This window comes from Mycobacterium sp. DL99 (genome assembly GCF_004762045.1).
In the GTDB taxonomy this organism is placed as follows: domain Bacteria; phylum Actinomycetota; class Actinomycetes; order Mycobacteriales; family Mycobacteriaceae; genus Mycobacterium.
The window spans coordinates 5,375,665-5,390,531 of sequence record NZ_SJOM01000007.1 but is presented as its reverse complement, the minus strand read 5'-3'; the positions used below and the strand labels follow the sequence as shown (position 1 = coordinate 5,390,531).

The following is a 14,867-nucleotide window of genomic DNA, read 5'->3' as shown; positions in this document are numbered from 1 at the left end:
GTGTCAGTCACGCACCAGCCATCGGCGCAGCTCGTCACCCGGTGCCCAGGTGGAGTGGGTTCCGCTGGAAACCCGTTCCGGCAGAGCGAGTTTGCACACCGGCCCATCTACGACCCGGGCCGCCTCGAACACCAGGCAGTAGGACGCATCGTCATTCATGTCGGTGGTGATGGTGACCAGGTAGCCATCGTCCTCGCCGCGGCTGCCCACCCGGGGCGCCATCGCGGTCTCGCTGCCGTACACCCCGTCCTCGAAGGCATAGCGTTGCTCGGACCCGGTGTGCAGGTCGTGGCGGACCAACCCGTCGAACAGGAACCAGCCCGGCTTACCCGTGGCGGCATAGGCGTAGCGGTAGTTGCGTCCGGCGTAACCGGGGTTGATCATGCCGAATTCGGTGATGCTGTCGGATAATTGCTCCTCGCGGGTCTGGCCGGTGACGAGGTTGAACCGCCAGCGGTGCAGCCTGGTCTGCATCTTGTCGAGCGCCAGGGCCGGTGCCGCGTTGCCCTGAAAGAATCCGTCGAGCACGATGTCGTCGCCGTCCTCGTAGGCGTTGGTGAAGTGCAGGACGTAGGTGGTGTCGGCCTCGAACCACTTGACGTCGCCGGTGGCACCGCGGCGGGGGAGGACAGCGAACCGGGATGGCATGTCGCGGTGCAGTTTTGGCAGGTGCACGTTGTTCTTCAGGAACTCGGCATCCCAGAACAACGGAAAGTCGTTGAGAATCACGTAATTCTCGGTGAACGCCATGTCGTGAGGCAACCGGGGCCCGGGCAGTTCGACGTCGACGTAGTGCACCAGCCGGTTGTCGGCGTCCACCACGCCGTAGTGCATGTACGGCGCCTGCTTGCCGTAGTTGAAGAACAGCAGTTCACCGGTGGCGTCGTCGGCCTTGGGATGTGCCGACACACCCCAATCAGCGGGGAAGGCCCCACCCCAGTCCTCCTTGCCCAGGGTGTCGCCGGTGTACGGGTCGACGCGGTACAGGTCTCCACACTGGTAGAAGCTGGTGAGCGCGACCCCGCGGTGCACCGTCACATCCGTGCTCGAGGCATCCTTCATCAAGGTGCGGGCACCCCAGCCGTGGTCGCGCCGGGCCAGCTCGACGGGCTCGGCGATACCGGGCCACAGCGGCCCGCCCGCCTCGTTTTCGGCCAGGAAACCGTCGGTGCGGATGAACCTGTTGCGGTAGAACGCTTTTCCGTCGCGAAAGCCGACGATGTGCAGCATCCCGTCCCCGTCGAAAGGGTGGTAGGTCTGAAACGCCGGATGCAGCGGGTTCTCGGTGTTGCGCAGGTAGACACCGTCGAGGTCGGACGGGATCTCGCCGTCGACGACCCGCAGATCGTCGGCATCGAATTCGGTGGTCTGCGGCCGCCACGCCCCGGTGCGGTAGGGGTGGGTGTCATCCTCGGGCAGGGTGGACAGGAACTTGGTCACGATCTCGGTGTGCATGTCTACTCCTTGCTCGCCGACACGACAAAGCTGACGGTGGTTGCGGTGCTGCCGCCAAAGTTCAAGGTGCCGAAGTTCTTTGCGTTCTCGACCTGGTATGGCCCGGCGGTGGCGCTGACCTGTTTGGCGGCGTCGAGCAGCATGCGGACCCCGGTCGCGCCGACGGGGTGGCCGCCGCCGATCAGCCCACCGCTGGGGTTGATCGGCAGCCGGCCGCCGATCTCGATCTCGCCGTTCTCGATGGCCTTCCAGGATTCGCCGGGGCCGGTCAGCCCGATGTGGTCGATGGCCAGGTACTCGCTGGGAGTGAAGCAGTCGTGGACCTCGAACCCGTCGAGATCGTCGAGCCCCACGCCGGCACGGCCGAAGGCATCCAGCACGGCGTGGCGTACGTGCGGCAGCAGGTATGGATCTGTGGCGCTGTGGTCGAGCTTCTGCCGCAGGCCGAGCCCGACAGTGCTGTGGCCCCAGCCGTCGATGCGGGCGATCGGCCGGGTGTGTGGGTGCGCGCGCAGATAGGTGTCGCTGACCAGCACCAGCCCCGCTCCGCCGTCGGTCATCTGGCTGCAGTCGAAGCGGCGCAGCCGCCCTTCCACCGGCGGATTGGTCGCGTCGTCGTCCCCGATCGGATCGGGCACCGTCCAGTCGCGGGTCTGGGCGTTCGGGTTCGCGCGCGCGTTGCGGAAGTTCAGCGCCGCGATCGCGCGGAGATGCTCGGCATCCAGGCCCCAGCGTTGGTCGTAGGCGTCGGCCACCTCGGCGAACATCGACGGCCAGACGAACTTGGCCCCGTCGGCTTCATGGCCGGTCCAGGCGGCGGCGCCGAGGTGGGCTGCGGCGGCGTCGCCGGGCACCGTCTTCTCCAGTTCCACCCCGATGACCAGGGCGTTGTCATAGGCGCCCGAGCGCAGGTCGGCGATGGCCGCGAGGATCGCGATGCTGCCTGACGCGCATGCGGCCTCGTGACGGGAGGCCGGGGTGCCCCACAGGTCCGGATGCGCCGTGGCCGGCATCGCCCCCAGGTGGGCCTGGCCGGCGAACAGTTCACCGAAGGCGTTTGCGACATGAACGACGCCGACGCCGGTGGCGTCGACTCTGGCGCTGCTCAAGGTGTGGTCGACGACCTCGCGGGTGAGCTCTGCGAAGTCGATTCCCTGGCGGGAGAGATTGCGCGCGAAGTCGCTCTGGTAACCGCCGAGAATCCAGACGTCCTCCATGAAGCCGAAGCTACTACAACTAAGAGAGTGACTCGGGCGATTGAAACAAATAACGCCGTGGCGAAAATCCATGCCTGGATTCCCGCCACGGCGTTACCCGTGGTTAAGCCGACTTAGTCGTCGTGACCGTGGCCATGCCCGCGGCCGCGGCCGTGCCACCCGTTGTCGTACCAGCCCCAACCGGGACCCTCCACGCAAGCCTGTACGTAGCCGTACGGTCCGGTCGCGCAGATATTGGGACCGGCCGATGCAGGAGCGGCCCCAGCGACTGCCACTCCGACCGGCACCGCCAACGCACCCAGCCCGACTGCAGCGGCCCTCATCAGTTTCGAACGGATCATTTTCACCTCCGGGTTGTTTGCTGTGGTGGAGCTCAGAACCCCCGACTGTAGATAACATTAGTGCATCTCACGATGTTCCCGGGAATTGCCTGGGAGCCTGCCATGCAGCCAATTTGCTCTCCGGAAGCTCTCCCCGGTCACGGCGTTGAATTCATTTGCCAAGGGAAATAGGGGTGTCGGATGGCTTCTCGGGGTGTTGCCAGCCACCTGCTGTGACGCCTGGGTCGCGTGGTGTGGCAGGGGCCTTCGACGAGTTTTGCCGAGGCCGGTGGTCTCCATTCAAGGACCGAACTACAGGAGGGGTATTCGTGGGAGCGCTGGACGGCAAGACGGCTCTGGTGACCGGAGGGGCGCGCGGGCAGGGGCGTGCGCACGCCACGACGTTGGCGCGTGAAGGCGCCGACATCGTGGTGTGTGACATCGCGGCGCCGGTCGAATCGGTCGACTATCCGTTGCCCACGCCGGCCGACCTGCAGCGGACGGTGGAGGAGGTGTCCGCGCTCGGCCGGCGCTGTCTGGCGGTGATCGCCGATGTCCGCGACCTGGCGGCCATGCAGTCGGTGGTGGACACCGCGGTCACGCACTTCGGAGGTATCGACGTGGTGCTGGCCAACGCCGGGATCGCCAGCAGTGAGCCGATCGCGACCATGTCCGAGCAGCGGTGGCAGACCATGATCGACATCAACCTGACCGGCGTGTTCAACACGTTCCGGGCCGTGTTGCCCCATCTGGTCGAGCGCCGGGCCGGGCGCATCGTGGCCACCTCGTCGATCGTGGCGGGCACCGGCGCCACCAACTCCGGTCACTATGCCGCGGCCAAGGCCGGGGTGGTGGCCCTGGTGAAATCGGTGGCATACGAGGTCGCCGAGTACGGCATCACGGTCAACGCGGTGCTGCCGTCCGGGGTGAACACGCCGATGATCCACAACCCGGCGACCTACAAGGTGATCCGGCCGGACCTGGAGAACCCGGGCCTCGGCGACGTCGAGGAGATGTTCGCCCAGGGGCGGCCGCGCCCGGGTCTGCTTGAGCCGCAAGACGTCGCCGATGCCGTGCTGTACCTGGTGTCGGATCGGGGCCGCCTGCAGACCGGGGAGTCGATGATCTTGTCCAACGGGTTGAACTGACCCGGGCCGACGCCGGGCGGAGGCTCAGATGCTTCCGCCCGTCGTCGGCGACCGACTCAGCAGCCGCAGCTGCAGGACGACGAAAGTTGCGCTTCCTCGGTGGCCTCATCGGACTCCGAGCCCTCGGGCCCGGGACGCCAGTCGAACGGGAAGTGCTTGCTTGAGCCGCCGCTGTGCTCATGTGACCAGTCGAAGCCGACGGCGTGGTCCTCTTTGACCACTCCCCACGTGGCAACCTGGCCCGGACCGACCTCCGCGCCCGGCGCATTGGTTGTGGTCACGCGGCGGTTCGGGTCAGCTGTCGGACCGGTCAGCGCCTCCACCTTCAGGTCGACCTTGCCGGGAATCTCGGCGCGCCAGTAGGCGAGGTCCTCGGCGGCGTCGAAGTTGATCGGGGCGTATTCGATGCCGCGCAGTTCCTCGATCAGGCTGCCGAATTCGGCCGGCCAGCCGCCTTCCTTGCCGGTGAAGATGCGCTCGAGTGCATCGCGCTGAGCGGCGTCGCCCTTTTCGTCGATGTAGAACATCAACTTCATCGTCGCGTTCGGGTCGCCGATCCACATGTTGCCGGCGAACTCGCCAAGGGCGATCACGCTCAGACCCGCCAAATCGGTGTCGCCGTAGTGCCCTTCGCGGACGTGCCACACCAGGGTGAACAAGCAATCTCCGTGCGTCGGCTCCTGGGCGAAGCTGCACGGGCACGGCAGCTTGCAGCTGCACACGTCGAACCATTCTCCGCGCAAATGCCAATCGACCTGCGTCGACGAAGTTGTCATCGATCCTGCTCCTTCTGTTTATACCCCTAGGGGGTATGTGACCAGGCGACCGTAGCAGCGGTGAAGCCCGGTGCGCAAGTACCCCCTAGGGGTATCATTGGCGCCATGTTCAAGCGGATGTGTGTAGGAGCGTTGACCGTCGTCGCCTCGGTGTCCCTGGCCTCATGCAGCGCATCAACCGGCCCGCCGTCAGCGGCCACCATCGAATCCGGCACGGTGAACGTTGCGCACCATCGGCTGGTCGGTGCTGACGAATTCGCCACCGCTATAGGAAGATCCGACACGCTGACCGTCAACGTCCACGTGCCCTACCAAGGCGACATCCCCGGCACCGACCTGTCGATTCCATTCGATCGGGTCGCTGAGCAATCCGACCGGCTACCTGGTGATCGCGATGCCACGATTGCGATCTACTGCCGAACCGGGCCTATGAGCGCGACTGCCGCTGAGACGTTGAGGTCGTTGGGCTATACCGACGTGGTCGAACTCGAGGGTGGAATGAAGGCCTGGCAGGCTAGTGGTCGTCCCCTCGTCGGAAACTGAGCCTCCAGCAATTGAACTGACGTATCAGTCCGAGGACAGGGTGAGCAGGCGCCGCAGGATCCACACGACCCGGGCGAGCGACGCGACGGCCGCGACGGCTGCCCCGAGGATCGTCGCCTGCAGCCACCAGTAACCGGTATCGAGATTGGCGTCGGTCATCAGCCCGGCAATCGCCACCACGAACAACGTGAACAGGGCCGGGAGCACCGACACGAATGCGGTGCCCACCCGGCGTTTGTCGTCGGCGGGTAACAGCTTGTCCACGGTGGTCATCGGCGCCCGCAGCAGGTTGACCAGGATCGAGACGCTGGTCAGGGTGAACCCGCCCATCGTCGCCGCCACCGTCGCCAGAATCTGGTAGGCGGTTCGGCGGGTGTCGTGGGGAACTTCGGTCAGGGCCCACGGCATCCAACCGACCCTGCCCAGTGCTAGCCATACGCCGACGACGATTAGGGCGAGCAACCAGTCCGTCCATTGATGACGAACCCAGTTGTGCTGCAGCCTTTCCCGAAGGCTGAACTGCACGACCGGACGCTTATTCTCGTTCATCGTCGGGTATCTCTATGAATGTGTCGGAATACGGCGATGGGTTGCCGGGAACCTCAGCCACGGCCGAAAACAGATACTCGCGGTTGCGAGTCAGCGACTGCCGCAACAGCTCTCGCGCATATGCGGTGGAACGCTCCGGATCGTTCAACCGGTCGGCATCGACCTGGGTCTTCTCGACGAACCGGTCTTCGAGTAGGTCGACCGATTGTGGAGTGCCGCTGATCGATCCGACGACGCGCGCGCTCTCGAACTCCGACAGCGCGCCCGAACCCCGCAGGGTGTCGATCAGTTCGCGGATCCGCCGGCGGATCGCATCCTTCTGTGTTCCGGTGCCGCGACGGCCGACCGAGATACCGATGCGGACGACGCCGTCCTGGGCCAGCGCGCGGGCGCCGTCGAGCGCCTGGACCCAGTCACCACCCACGAGTTCCCTATTGATGCGATTGGCCGGGATTGCGACGTCCACCCTCGACACGCTCATCTCGTCAAGTGCCTGGTCGAGGTTCTGGGTAAGCACTGGCTCGATGCCCACTTCGATCTCGAGCTTGTGCTCGAGATAGTCGACCAGCCGCCGGGACCGGGGACCGTCACCGCTTGTCAGCATGGCAACGATGTTGCGCTCACCGAACAGGCAATAGGTCGGTTCCAGCAGACCCTCGTCGGGAGTCAGCCCGATCGCGCGCCGGGCGCCGGCGGCGCTGCCGATGCTGGGCAGGTTTTCCCGCCGCACCTTGTCGAGGATCAGCATCCGATCGTCACGCGTGCCGTGTGCAATCAGCAGCATCCCGTCGGGGCAGCGGCGGTAGCGGTTGAGGCCGTCGGCCTCAGCTCGCGTGAGCCGCCGAACCACCTGCTCGGCCGGAAACTCACCGGGCAGCGGAGCACCGTCCGGCTGCAAAAGCCGCCAGTACTGCACCGTGCGGTTCACTCTGTCATCCCCCTGAATGGTCGATCTGCCGCTGACGTTACTGACGCCTGCCGACAAGATCGGGGACTCGCGAAGCCTCACCCGAGGCAAGACAAAAGTTGTGGTGCCCCCGGCAGGATTCGAACCTGCGACAACCGGCTTTTACAGGCGGTAGTGATTGATAGATGTGCAAGATCGATGATCTGCTCCGCACAACCGATGACCGGTGGATGATTCTGGCGCCGAAACACTGCAGGAACGGAGTCCGCGAGCTCGAGTCGCAAGCTCATTCAGCAGACCCAAGCCAGCCCTAGGCTCCAGTCGGGCGTTGTTTGTCGTTTGGGTGGTCTGGGCTCCATCGTTGGCGTCCGTTGCTGATTAGACCGGACGTATCTAGGCGGAGCCTTCGCCTGGCTTGGCGTACCGCAATTCGTCGGGGAGCTGCTCGAAATACTCGGGCGTGTACTCGTCATACGACAGAACCAGGGTGGATGCAGGCGTGTGGATGTCGACATACTGATGTCCAGCGTGGTCGGCGGGCTCAGCCAGGTCATCGAGGATTTCAACCGCAGTTGCCCGATCTAGGCGCCATTCGATGCGGCCATCACCCAGTTCGATATCGGCTGCACCGGACTCCATGCGGAACTCGTGGGTGACTCCGTCGTGTTCCAACTGCGACCACCCACGCTGCACCGCATCCTCCAACGCGGCATGGATGACAGCCGCACCTGCGGTGTCCATTGCCAGCATGACAACGTCATCGCCCAGCATGAAATCAGGAAGAAACTGGGCGTGGATAAAGCTCATCAGTCTCTCCTTCACTGCATTGTTGTGATTGGAAACAGCAATCTTCGTGCATTCACAAATCGTCGTCGAGCTCTGCGCACCGGGCCTGTCGGCATGTATTGCCGCCGACCGTCTCGACTGGCGTTCGAGGATCTCGATGACCTAGGAACAAGTACTTGGCCTGCGGCCCGGGTCCACACCGCTGCCGCGGATCTGCTGGACCGGGCCATTAGCGATGAAAAAAAACGCTGGATCGCTGCCGATCGTCGCTGATCACCGCCAAAACAGCCTGATACCGCTGCTCCACCACGCTCAACTCCCTCATCTAGGGAGTGTCAAGGATCAACCGAAGTAGCTGTAAAGCATCAGCCGAAACATTGTCAGGCATCACCCGACATCGAAACGTCAAGCATCACCCGACGTCATACAACGTTGTGGTGCCCCCGGCAGGATTCGAACCTGCGACACCGGCTTTAGGAGAGCCGTGCTCTATCCCCTGAGCTACGGGGGCGGGGGACCTATCGAAATAGGTGTCTAAAACCCATAGGGACGACTCATGGTAGTTGGCCAACCGTCAATCGGTCGCATCGGGGCCGTCGCGACGTGGTGTTTGTGTTGCGGGCGCGGCTGATGTGCTGTGTGGGTTGTGAGCGACTGCCCGGAGGATGCGTGGCGAATCCGATCGCCATACTGATCACGCCGCGACGCAGGTCGGCGGCGCCAGCCCGATCGATGGTTGTCTGTGGCGGTGCCGGCTCGGGATCGGTGTTGTTGGCCGTCAACGTGTTTCCTCAGAGCCGGCCGGGCCGGCGGGAGTGAACGGTGCGAGCAGGAACTCATCGACGAACCTGGCGAAGGTGTCGTCGACGAAGGCGGGGTCGGGAGCGGTGAAGTACTCGATGATGAAGCCCTGGAAGGCTGCCAGCGCGATGCGCGAACGGGTTTCGGCGACGTGGTCGGGCATGCCGAGCGCTTGCAGGCGGGCTTTGGAGTTGCGGGTCAGTAAGGACAGGGTGTCCCAGGTGTATTCGCGATAGGGGCTGTCGAGTCCGCATGCGGCGCCGAAGACTTGCAGCACGACGCGCAGGCTCTGCTGGCGTTCCCCGCGGGTGCAGTCATGCCAGTCGTCGAAGCACCATTCACGATGTGCCGCAATCGACTCCGGAAGATCCAACTCCTCGGTCCGGGGTATCGCCGCACGCTGCTGACGGTTCAGGACTTCGAGAATGAGTTGTTCTTTGCTGCCGAAGTAGTAGACCAGCATCCGAGCGCTGGTTCCCATCTGGGAAGCAAGCTCGCGCAGTGAGGTATCGACCACCCCGGTGCGCGCCAAGATCGCGCCCGCAGTGGCCAGTAGTTCCTCGCGTTTAGCGTGGTCGACCGGCCGTGGCACGCTTGACTGTAACAGTTGCTTCGGATACTGATGATGCGATGCGCGCGAACACGACGGTCGGGGAGACCCGGTGAGCTTGGTGCGCGATACCGCCCCTCTTACCGGCGGCGCTCCCGCTGAGGAATCGGTGGCGCGGTCGGACCGCCCGTTGCGGGTGACCCGGCTCGTTGCGATCATCGCGGGCCTGGTCGGGTTCGTGGCCAGTGTGCTCATTCCGGTGTTGCCGGTGGTGCAGACCACGGCGACACTGAACTGGCCTCAAAACGGGCAGTTGGGCAGTGTCACCGCGCCGCTGGTCTCATTGACACCGATTTCGTTGACGGCGTCGGTGCCGTGCACGGTGATCCGTGAGATGCCAACTGCGGCTGAGCTGGTGCTGGGGACGGCGCCCTCGGCCGGCAAGCAGGCGATGCTCAACGGATTGTTCGTGACGGCCACCGCGCAGCGCGTCGACGTGATCGCCCGCAACGTGGTTGTCCTCAGCGTGCCCCGCGCCCGGATGGACGACCCGGCATGCCGGCAGCTGGAGGTGTCCTCATCGACGGCGGGCACGTTCGCTTCGGTCTCCGGCCTGATCGATCCCGACACCGGCACCGCGCTACGTGGTGGGTTCGCCGACCCGAACTTGCGGCCACAGATCGTCGGAGTGTTCACCGATCTGACGGGTCCGGCGCCGCCCGGGCTGTCGTTGTCGGCGACGATCGACACGCGCTTCACCAGCTCCCCGTCACCGCTGAAAATGGCGGCGATGCTGGCCGGAATCCTGGGCACTGTCGTTGGGCTGCTGGCATTGTGGCGGCTGGACCGCCTCGATGGCCGCCGCGCGCAGCGGCGCATTCCGGCCCGGTGGCGCTACTTCACCGCGGTGGACGCGACCGTCGTCGTGGTGTCGGTGTTCTGGTTCATCGCCGGCGCGGGATCTTCCGATGACGGCTATCAGTTCGGCATGGCCAACACCGCCAGCCATGCCGGCTACATGGCGAACTACTTCCGCTGGTTCGGTAGCCCCGAGGACCCGTTCGGTTGGTACTACGAGCTCATCGCCGCCATGACCCATGTCAGCCACGCCAGCCTGTGGCTGCGCTTGCCGGACCTGATCTGCGCGTTGGTGTGTTGGTTGCTGCTCTCACGTGAGGTGTTGCCCCGGCTCGGTCCGGCAGTGGCTGGTAACCGCGCGGCGGTGTGGGCGGCGGCGCTGGTGTTCATCGCGGCGTGGATGCCGTTCAACAACGGGCTGCGTCCCGAAGGTCAGATCGCCACCGGCGCCCTGATCACCTACGTCCTGGTGGAACGCGCCATCGTCACCCGCCGCGTCACCCCGGTGGGGCTGGCGATCGTCGTGGCCGCATTCACGCTGGGTATCCAGCCGACCGGGATCATCGCGGTAGCCGTGCTGCTGGCAGGTGGGCGCCCGATCCTGCGCATCATCGTCGCCCGCGCGAAAACGGTGGGGATCTGGCCGGTGCTGTTGCCGCTGGCCGCGGCCGGGGTCGTGGTGCTGACGGTGATCTTCGCCGATCAGACCATCGCCGCGGTGCGCGAGGCCACTGAGGTCCGCACGGCCATCGGACCCGCTCAGCCCTGGTACACCGAGAACCTGCGCTACTTCTACCTGGTTCTGTCGACGACCGATGCTGCCCTGTCGCGTCGTTTCGGAATTCTGATCACGATGGCGTGTCTGTTCCCGTCGATGCTGGTGTTGTTGCGGCGCAAGCGGATTCCGGGGATTGCCACCGGCCCGGTATGGCGGCTGATGGGTGTCATCTTCGCGACCTTGTTCCTGCTGACGTTCGCGCCGACGAAGTGGATCCACCATTTCGGGCTGTTCGCCGCAGCCGGGGCGGCGATGGCCGCGGTGGCCACCGTGCTGCTCGGCCCGACGATATTGCAGTCGGCACGCAACCGGGTCGCCTTCTTGGCGACCGTGTTCTTTGTTCTCGCTTTGTGTTTCGCGTCGACCAACGGCTATTGGTACGTCTCCAGCTACGGGGTGCCGTTCAACGACAGTAGCCCGCACTGGGGTCCGGTCACCGCCAGCGCCATCCTCTTCGCGTTGTGCCTGCTGACTGCCGGCTACGCCGGTTGGCTGCACCTGGCCTCACCGACGCGGCCGGAGCCTCGATTGACCCGCGTGCTGACTGCCGCACCCGTGCCGGTGGCGGCGGGGTTCATGGTGGTGGTGTGCGCCGGCTCGATGCTGACCGGAGTGATCAAGGAGTACCCCAGCTACTCCAACGGCTGGGCCAATCTGCGAGAGCTGGCGGGCGGGTGCGGGCTGGCCGACGATGTCCTCGTCGAACCCGACCCGAACACCGGATTCCTGGCCCCGCTACCCGGAGGCTACGGTCCGCTGGGCCCATTGGGTGGCAGTGAATCCGTCGGCTTCGGCACCAACGGAGTGCCCGAACACACTCTGGCCGAGGCGATCTGGCAGAGCCAACCCAAATCCGGAACCGATTACGACTGGGAAGCTGCCACCGCCCTGGACCAACCTGGGGCCAACGGTTCCAGCGTCGCGCTGCCCTACGGCCTGGACCCCGCGCGGGTGCCGATGGCGGGTAGCTTCACCGCCGGGCCTCAACAAGTCAGCACATTGACCTCGGCGTGGTATCGACTCCCTGCTGCGGACAACGACCACCCGCTCGTGGTGATCACCGCTGCCGGCACCATCACCGGGAACAGTGTGCTGTCCGGGCACACCACAGCCCAGACCGTCGCCCTCGAATACGGCACACCGGGCCCCGACGGCACCCTCGTGCCCGGTGGCCGGCTCACCCCCTACGACATCGGCCCCCAACCTGCTTGGCGCAACCTCCGTTTCCCCCGCGCCGAGATCCCCGCCGATGCCCGCTTCGTCCGGGTAGTTGCCGAAGACCGTTCGCTCAACGTCGGTGACTGGGTGGCCGTCACTCCGCCCCGGATGCCCGAATTACGTTCGGTGCAAGAGTATCTGGGCTCCACGCAGCCGGTTCTGCTCGACTGGGCCGTGGGATTGGTGTTCCCCTGTCAACAGCCCATGCTGCATGCCAACGGCGTCGCCCAAGTCCCCGAATACCGGATCTCCCCGGACTATCCGGCGAAGATCGAGATGCCCGACACCTGGCAGAGCGGCGAGAACGGCGGGCCGCTGGGCATCACCGACCTCCTGCTGCGCGCCCACGTCATGCCCACCTACCTGTCCCGGGACTGGGGACGCGACTGGGGCTCGCTGCGCCGATTCGACCCCATCGTGCAGGCTTCCGAGGCCCACCTGGACCTCGGCACCGCCACCCGCAGCGGCCTGTGGAACCCGGCGCCGATCCGCATCGGACCATAGCGAGCGTGAGGTCAGGCGTCAGTGACCGTGCGGGACAAGGATGTTCAGCACATCGGAAATGATGAACACTTGGGTCCCTTTGTCCTTGGCTGTTCGGGCGACTGACGTGGGCCCGGATCGGATCGCGGAGCCTCACGTTCCGGCGGTGCCTGCCGCTCGGGCTTCTGCCGAACGGGCGCCTCACGCTGGGGCGGTGCCTCCCGGACCGGTGCCTCTCGGACTGGTGCTTGTTGGACCGGTGCCTCCCGGACTGGCGCTTGTTGGACCGGGGTCTGAGGAACAGGTGCTTGGGCCGGTGGTTCCGGTGCGGTCTTCTGCCGCGGCGGCTCCGGAGCCTGGGTGGGTCGTTCCGGTGCGGTGCGCTCTTGCGGTGGCTCTTGCCGCGTCGGCGCCTCCCGTACCGGAGCTTCCTGTGCTGGCGCTTCCTGTGCTGGCGCTTCCGGTGCGGGTGCCTCACGAACAGGGTTGTCCCGGTGCGGTGTTGAGTCCTCGCGGGGCGGTGTCACCACAGGGTCTGACGGGCTGTCCGTTTTCGGTTCGGCCGGAGGTGTCAACTCAGGTTTGGACGGGGTGTCCGGTCTCGGCTCGGCCGGCGGAGCCCCGGCACGGTCTGGTGCGTCCCCCTTCGGGGGTGTCGGCATCTGCTCAGCGGAACGATCGGGGTCCGTTCTCGGCGCCATGTTGTCCGGTGCGGGCTCTGGCTTTTCCCGCGGTTTGTCGATCGTCGGGGGTGTGTCGGCGGGCGCCGGCGGGAGTTTGGGTGCGGAAAACTCGGGTGACACCTTGGACGGTGGCGTAGCCGGCGTGGCTGCCGTCAATGCCGGTGGTGCGAACGTTGTTTCGTGGCTGGCCTTGGGTGCGGCGGGCCAGTTTTTCAGGGGGGACGCCGGCGCCTGCTCGGTGAGGATGGTCGGCCGCGGGGCGAGTTCTCTGGTGAAGTCACGGGTGGATTTGTCCGCGAGGTTCTTCATCAGCGCCGCGGAGCTGCGGGTCGTCTTGTCGTTTGAGATGAACTGCGCCAGTGAGGCATTCAGGTTCACCACCGGAGATGAGACGCGGATGTCCACCTTGATGACTGGATTGGGGGTGGCCGGCCGTGCCCAGTCGCGGTTACGCGGATTGTGCCAATCCCGGTTCCTGTTCCAGTTTTGGTACCTGTCCGGGTTGAATCCGTGGGCCCGGTTCCATAGCGCCCGGCGGTACACCGGATCGTGGTTCTGGAACTTCCACTGGTAGTACTGCTTGTACGGGTGGTGGCGGTCGTACCAGTCTTGCTTGCGGGGGTCGCCGGGATGGTCGCGGCGCTGGCCCCATTCGTTGCAGCCGTTGCGGTCCCAGCCGTGGCGGTCGTAGCCGGCCCAGTTGTAGCCGCCCCAGTTGTACCCCCAGTGGTCATAGCCCCACCGGTCATAACCCCAGCGGTCGTAGCCCCAGCGGTCGTAGCCGAGGAAATCGAAGCCGTACTGGTTGTAGCCGCTGAGGTCGTAGTTGTACCAGCCAGTTTGGTTGTAGCCGTATAGCTGTCCCCAGGACGGGTCGTAGTAACCGAGGTACCCGAGGTTCGGAGTCGGCGGAGGATCCGCGGGCTGGGCCCAGCCGGCTACGGGCTCGACCGGAACGCCGGGTGGCGGTGGGATGAAGTCGTCGCCACCAGCGCCCGTGTACCCCCATGTCGGCGCGGCCCCGCTTGTCGGCGCGGCCCCGCTTGTCAGTGTCGCGTCGGGAATTTGCGGTGCCGCAGCTGGTGCGGGCAGAGCCACCAGTTGTTGCACCGAATCTGGGGTGTACTGCAGAAGTTGTTGTGTCAGTTGCAGATAGAGGTTCTGCAGACTGGTGCGCTGCGGAGACGGGGAGACGTAGTCCAGGCCTTGCTTGGCCTCATTGAGTGCCGTGCGCGCGTCGGTCAGCTGATCGGCGGTCGGCTGCTGTCCGCTTCCGAGGATGTCCTGCGCCGTCTTCAGATCATCGACGACGGCGGTCAGGGCAACGCCTTGCGCGTGCTCGGGGAAGATCGCCTTCTGGACATCCCACAAGGTGCCTCCCGGCGAGGTCGTGTACGTCGCGCCGAGTAGCCCGGCGACCAGCAACACGACTAATCCACCGGCGATGGCGGCTTTGCCTCGGCGTGACCGGGGGATGAGCCGGCGGCGCGGCGGCAGCGGCTCGACGGGCCGCAAAGTTCTCAAGTCGACGGGTGGGGGGCTGAGAGCAGTCATTCCGACCTCCTCGATGATGACCGGTGCCTGGTCACATCACTCCCGACCGCGTGATTTCCAGATGTACAAGTGCCAATGGTGGGCGCCAAGATGTATGCCTACGCAATATTAAGCATAACTAAATGTCACGCCGGGCCGCTACACGGACCAGGGCCCTGGCGGAATTCTCATCAATACACAGCTTGCGCAAAGGTGCGCACAGGAAGTTGCGTCTGGCCGGCTCGGGGGAGGTCGATCGACA

11 protein-coding genes and 1 tRNA gene are annotated in these 14,867 nt (G+C 65.4%); 3 read left to right on the top strand and 9 right to left on the bottom strand.

Annotation, left to right across the window (positions count from 1 at the left end):
* Window positions 1-3: 3 nt before the first annotated feature.
* Complete coding sequence (locus EYZ64_RS26285) at window positions 4-1,455, bottom strand: carotenoid oxygenase family protein (RefSeq protein ID WP_135458126.1); 1,452 nt, start codon at window positions 1,453-1,455, stop codon at window positions 4-6.
* Between the two features lie 2 nt (window positions 1,456-1,457).
* On the bottom strand, window positions 1,458-2,672 hold the full coding sequence (locus EYZ64_RS26280) for an acetyl-CoA acetyltransferase (protein WP_135458124.1): 1,215 nt from the start codon (window positions 2,670-2,672) through the stop codon (window positions 1,458-1,460).
* A gap of 649 nt (window positions 2,673-3,321) precedes the next feature.
* Here EYZ64_RS26280 and EYZ64_RS26270 point away from each other — a divergent pair.
* Window positions 3,322-4,140 (top strand): mycofactocin-coupled SDR family oxidoreductase, encoded by an 819-nt coding sequence (locus EYZ64_RS26270; RefSeq protein WP_135458120.1) that lies wholly within the window; start codon window positions 3,322-3,324, stop codon window positions 4,138-4,140.
* A 56-nt stretch (window positions 4,141-4,196) separates the two neighbouring features.
* On the opposite strand, the gene EYZ64_RS26265 is transcribed toward EYZ64_RS26270, so the two are convergent.
* Complete coding sequence (locus EYZ64_RS26265; RefSeq protein ID WP_135458118.1) at window positions 4,197-4,916, bottom strand: DUF1326 domain-containing protein; 720 nt, start codon at window positions 4,914-4,916, stop codon at window positions 4,197-4,199.
* A gap of 105 nt (window positions 4,917-5,021) precedes the next feature.
* Here EYZ64_RS26265 and EYZ64_RS26260 point away from each other — a divergent pair, with 105 nt between their 5' ends.
* The gene (locus EYZ64_RS26260) at window positions 5,022-5,459 is read left to right on the top strand and encodes a rhodanese-like domain-containing protein (protein WP_135458116.1); all 438 of its coding nucleotides are present in this window, start codon (window positions 5,022-5,024) and stop codon (window positions 5,457-5,459) included.
* Between the two features lie 24 nt (window positions 5,460-5,483).
* Here the strand turns inward: EYZ64_RS26260 and EYZ64_RS26255 are convergent, their stop codons facing one another.
* The 5 genes from EYZ64_RS26255 to EYZ64_RS26235 form a co-directional block, all read right to left on the bottom strand.
* On the bottom strand, window positions 5,484-5,867 hold the full coding sequence (locus EYZ64_RS26255) for a hypothetical protein (protein ID WP_286175142.1): 384 nt from the start codon (window positions 5,865-5,867) through the stop codon (window positions 5,484-5,486).
* 127 nt (window positions 5,868-5,994) lie between these two features.
* A complete protein-coding gene (locus EYZ64_RS26250; RefSeq protein ID WP_135458112.1) occupies window positions 5,995-6,936 on the bottom strand; it encodes an oxidoreductase in 942 nt (313 codons plus the stop codon).
* Window positions 6,937-7,308: 372 nt separating this feature from the next.
* Window positions 7,309-7,722, bottom strand: a complete 414-nt coding sequence (locus EYZ64_RS26245; protein WP_135458109.1) for a hypothetical protein — start codon at window positions 7,720-7,722, stop codon at window positions 7,309-7,311.
* 414 nt (window positions 7,723-8,136) lie between these two features.
* Window positions 8,137-8,212, bottom strand: a tRNA-Arg gene (locus EYZ64_RS26240).
* A 267-nt stretch (window positions 8,213-8,479) separates the two neighbouring features.
* Complete coding sequence (locus EYZ64_RS26235) at window positions 8,480-9,094, bottom strand: TetR/AcrR family transcriptional regulator (protein WP_210115580.1); 615 nt, start codon at window positions 9,092-9,094, stop codon at window positions 8,480-8,482.
* 127 nt (window positions 9,095-9,221) lie between these two features.
* Here EYZ64_RS26235 and EYZ64_RS26230 point away from each other — a divergent pair, with 127 nt between their 5' ends.
* Window positions 9,222-12,410 carry an arabinosyltransferase domain-containing protein gene (locus EYZ64_RS26230; protein ID WP_135458104.1) on the top strand — a complete coding sequence of 1,063 codons (3,189 nt, stop codon included), beginning with the start codon at window positions 9,222-9,224 and terminating at the stop codon, window positions 12,408-12,410.
* A 44-nt stretch (window positions 12,411-12,454) separates the two neighbouring features.
* Here EYZ64_RS26230 and EYZ64_RS32115 read toward each other — a convergent pair whose 3' ends face one another.
* The gene (locus tag EYZ64_RS32115; RefSeq protein ID WP_167857977.1) at window positions 12,455-14,626 is read right to left on the bottom strand and encodes a hypothetical protein; all 2,172 of its coding nucleotides are present in this window, start codon (window positions 14,624-14,626) and stop codon (window positions 12,455-12,457) included.
* Between the last annotated feature and the right edge of the window lie 241 nt (window positions 14,627-14,867).

Coding starts and splice junctions, on each gene's coding strand:
- EYZ64_RS26260 (WP_135458116.1), top strand. CDS start 5,022: ATGTTCAAGCGGATGTGTGTAGGAGCGTTGACCGTCGTCGCCTCGGTG.
- EYZ64_RS26255 (WP_286175142.1), bottom strand. CDS start 5,867: ATGCCGTGGGCCCTGACCGAAGTTCCCCACGACACCCGCCGAACCGCC.
- EYZ64_RS32115 (WP_167857977.1), bottom strand. CDS start 14,626: ATGACTGCTCTCAGCCCCCCACCCGTCGACTTGAGAACTTTGCGGCCC.
- EYZ64_RS26280 (WP_135458124.1), bottom strand. CDS start 2,672: ATGGAGGACGTCTGGATTCTCGGCGGTTACCAGAGCGACTTCGCGCGC.
- EYZ64_RS26245 (WP_135458109.1), bottom strand. CDS start 7,722: ATGAGCTTTATCCACGCCCAGTTTCTTCCTGATTTCATGCTGGGCGAT.
- EYZ64_RS26285 (WP_135458126.1), bottom strand. CDS start 1,455: ATGCACACCGAGATCGTGACCAAGTTCCTGTCCACCCTGCCCGAGGAT.
- EYZ64_RS26265 (WP_135458118.1), bottom strand. CDS start 4,916: ATGACAACTTCGTCGACGCAGGTCGATTGGCATTTGCGCGGAGAATGG.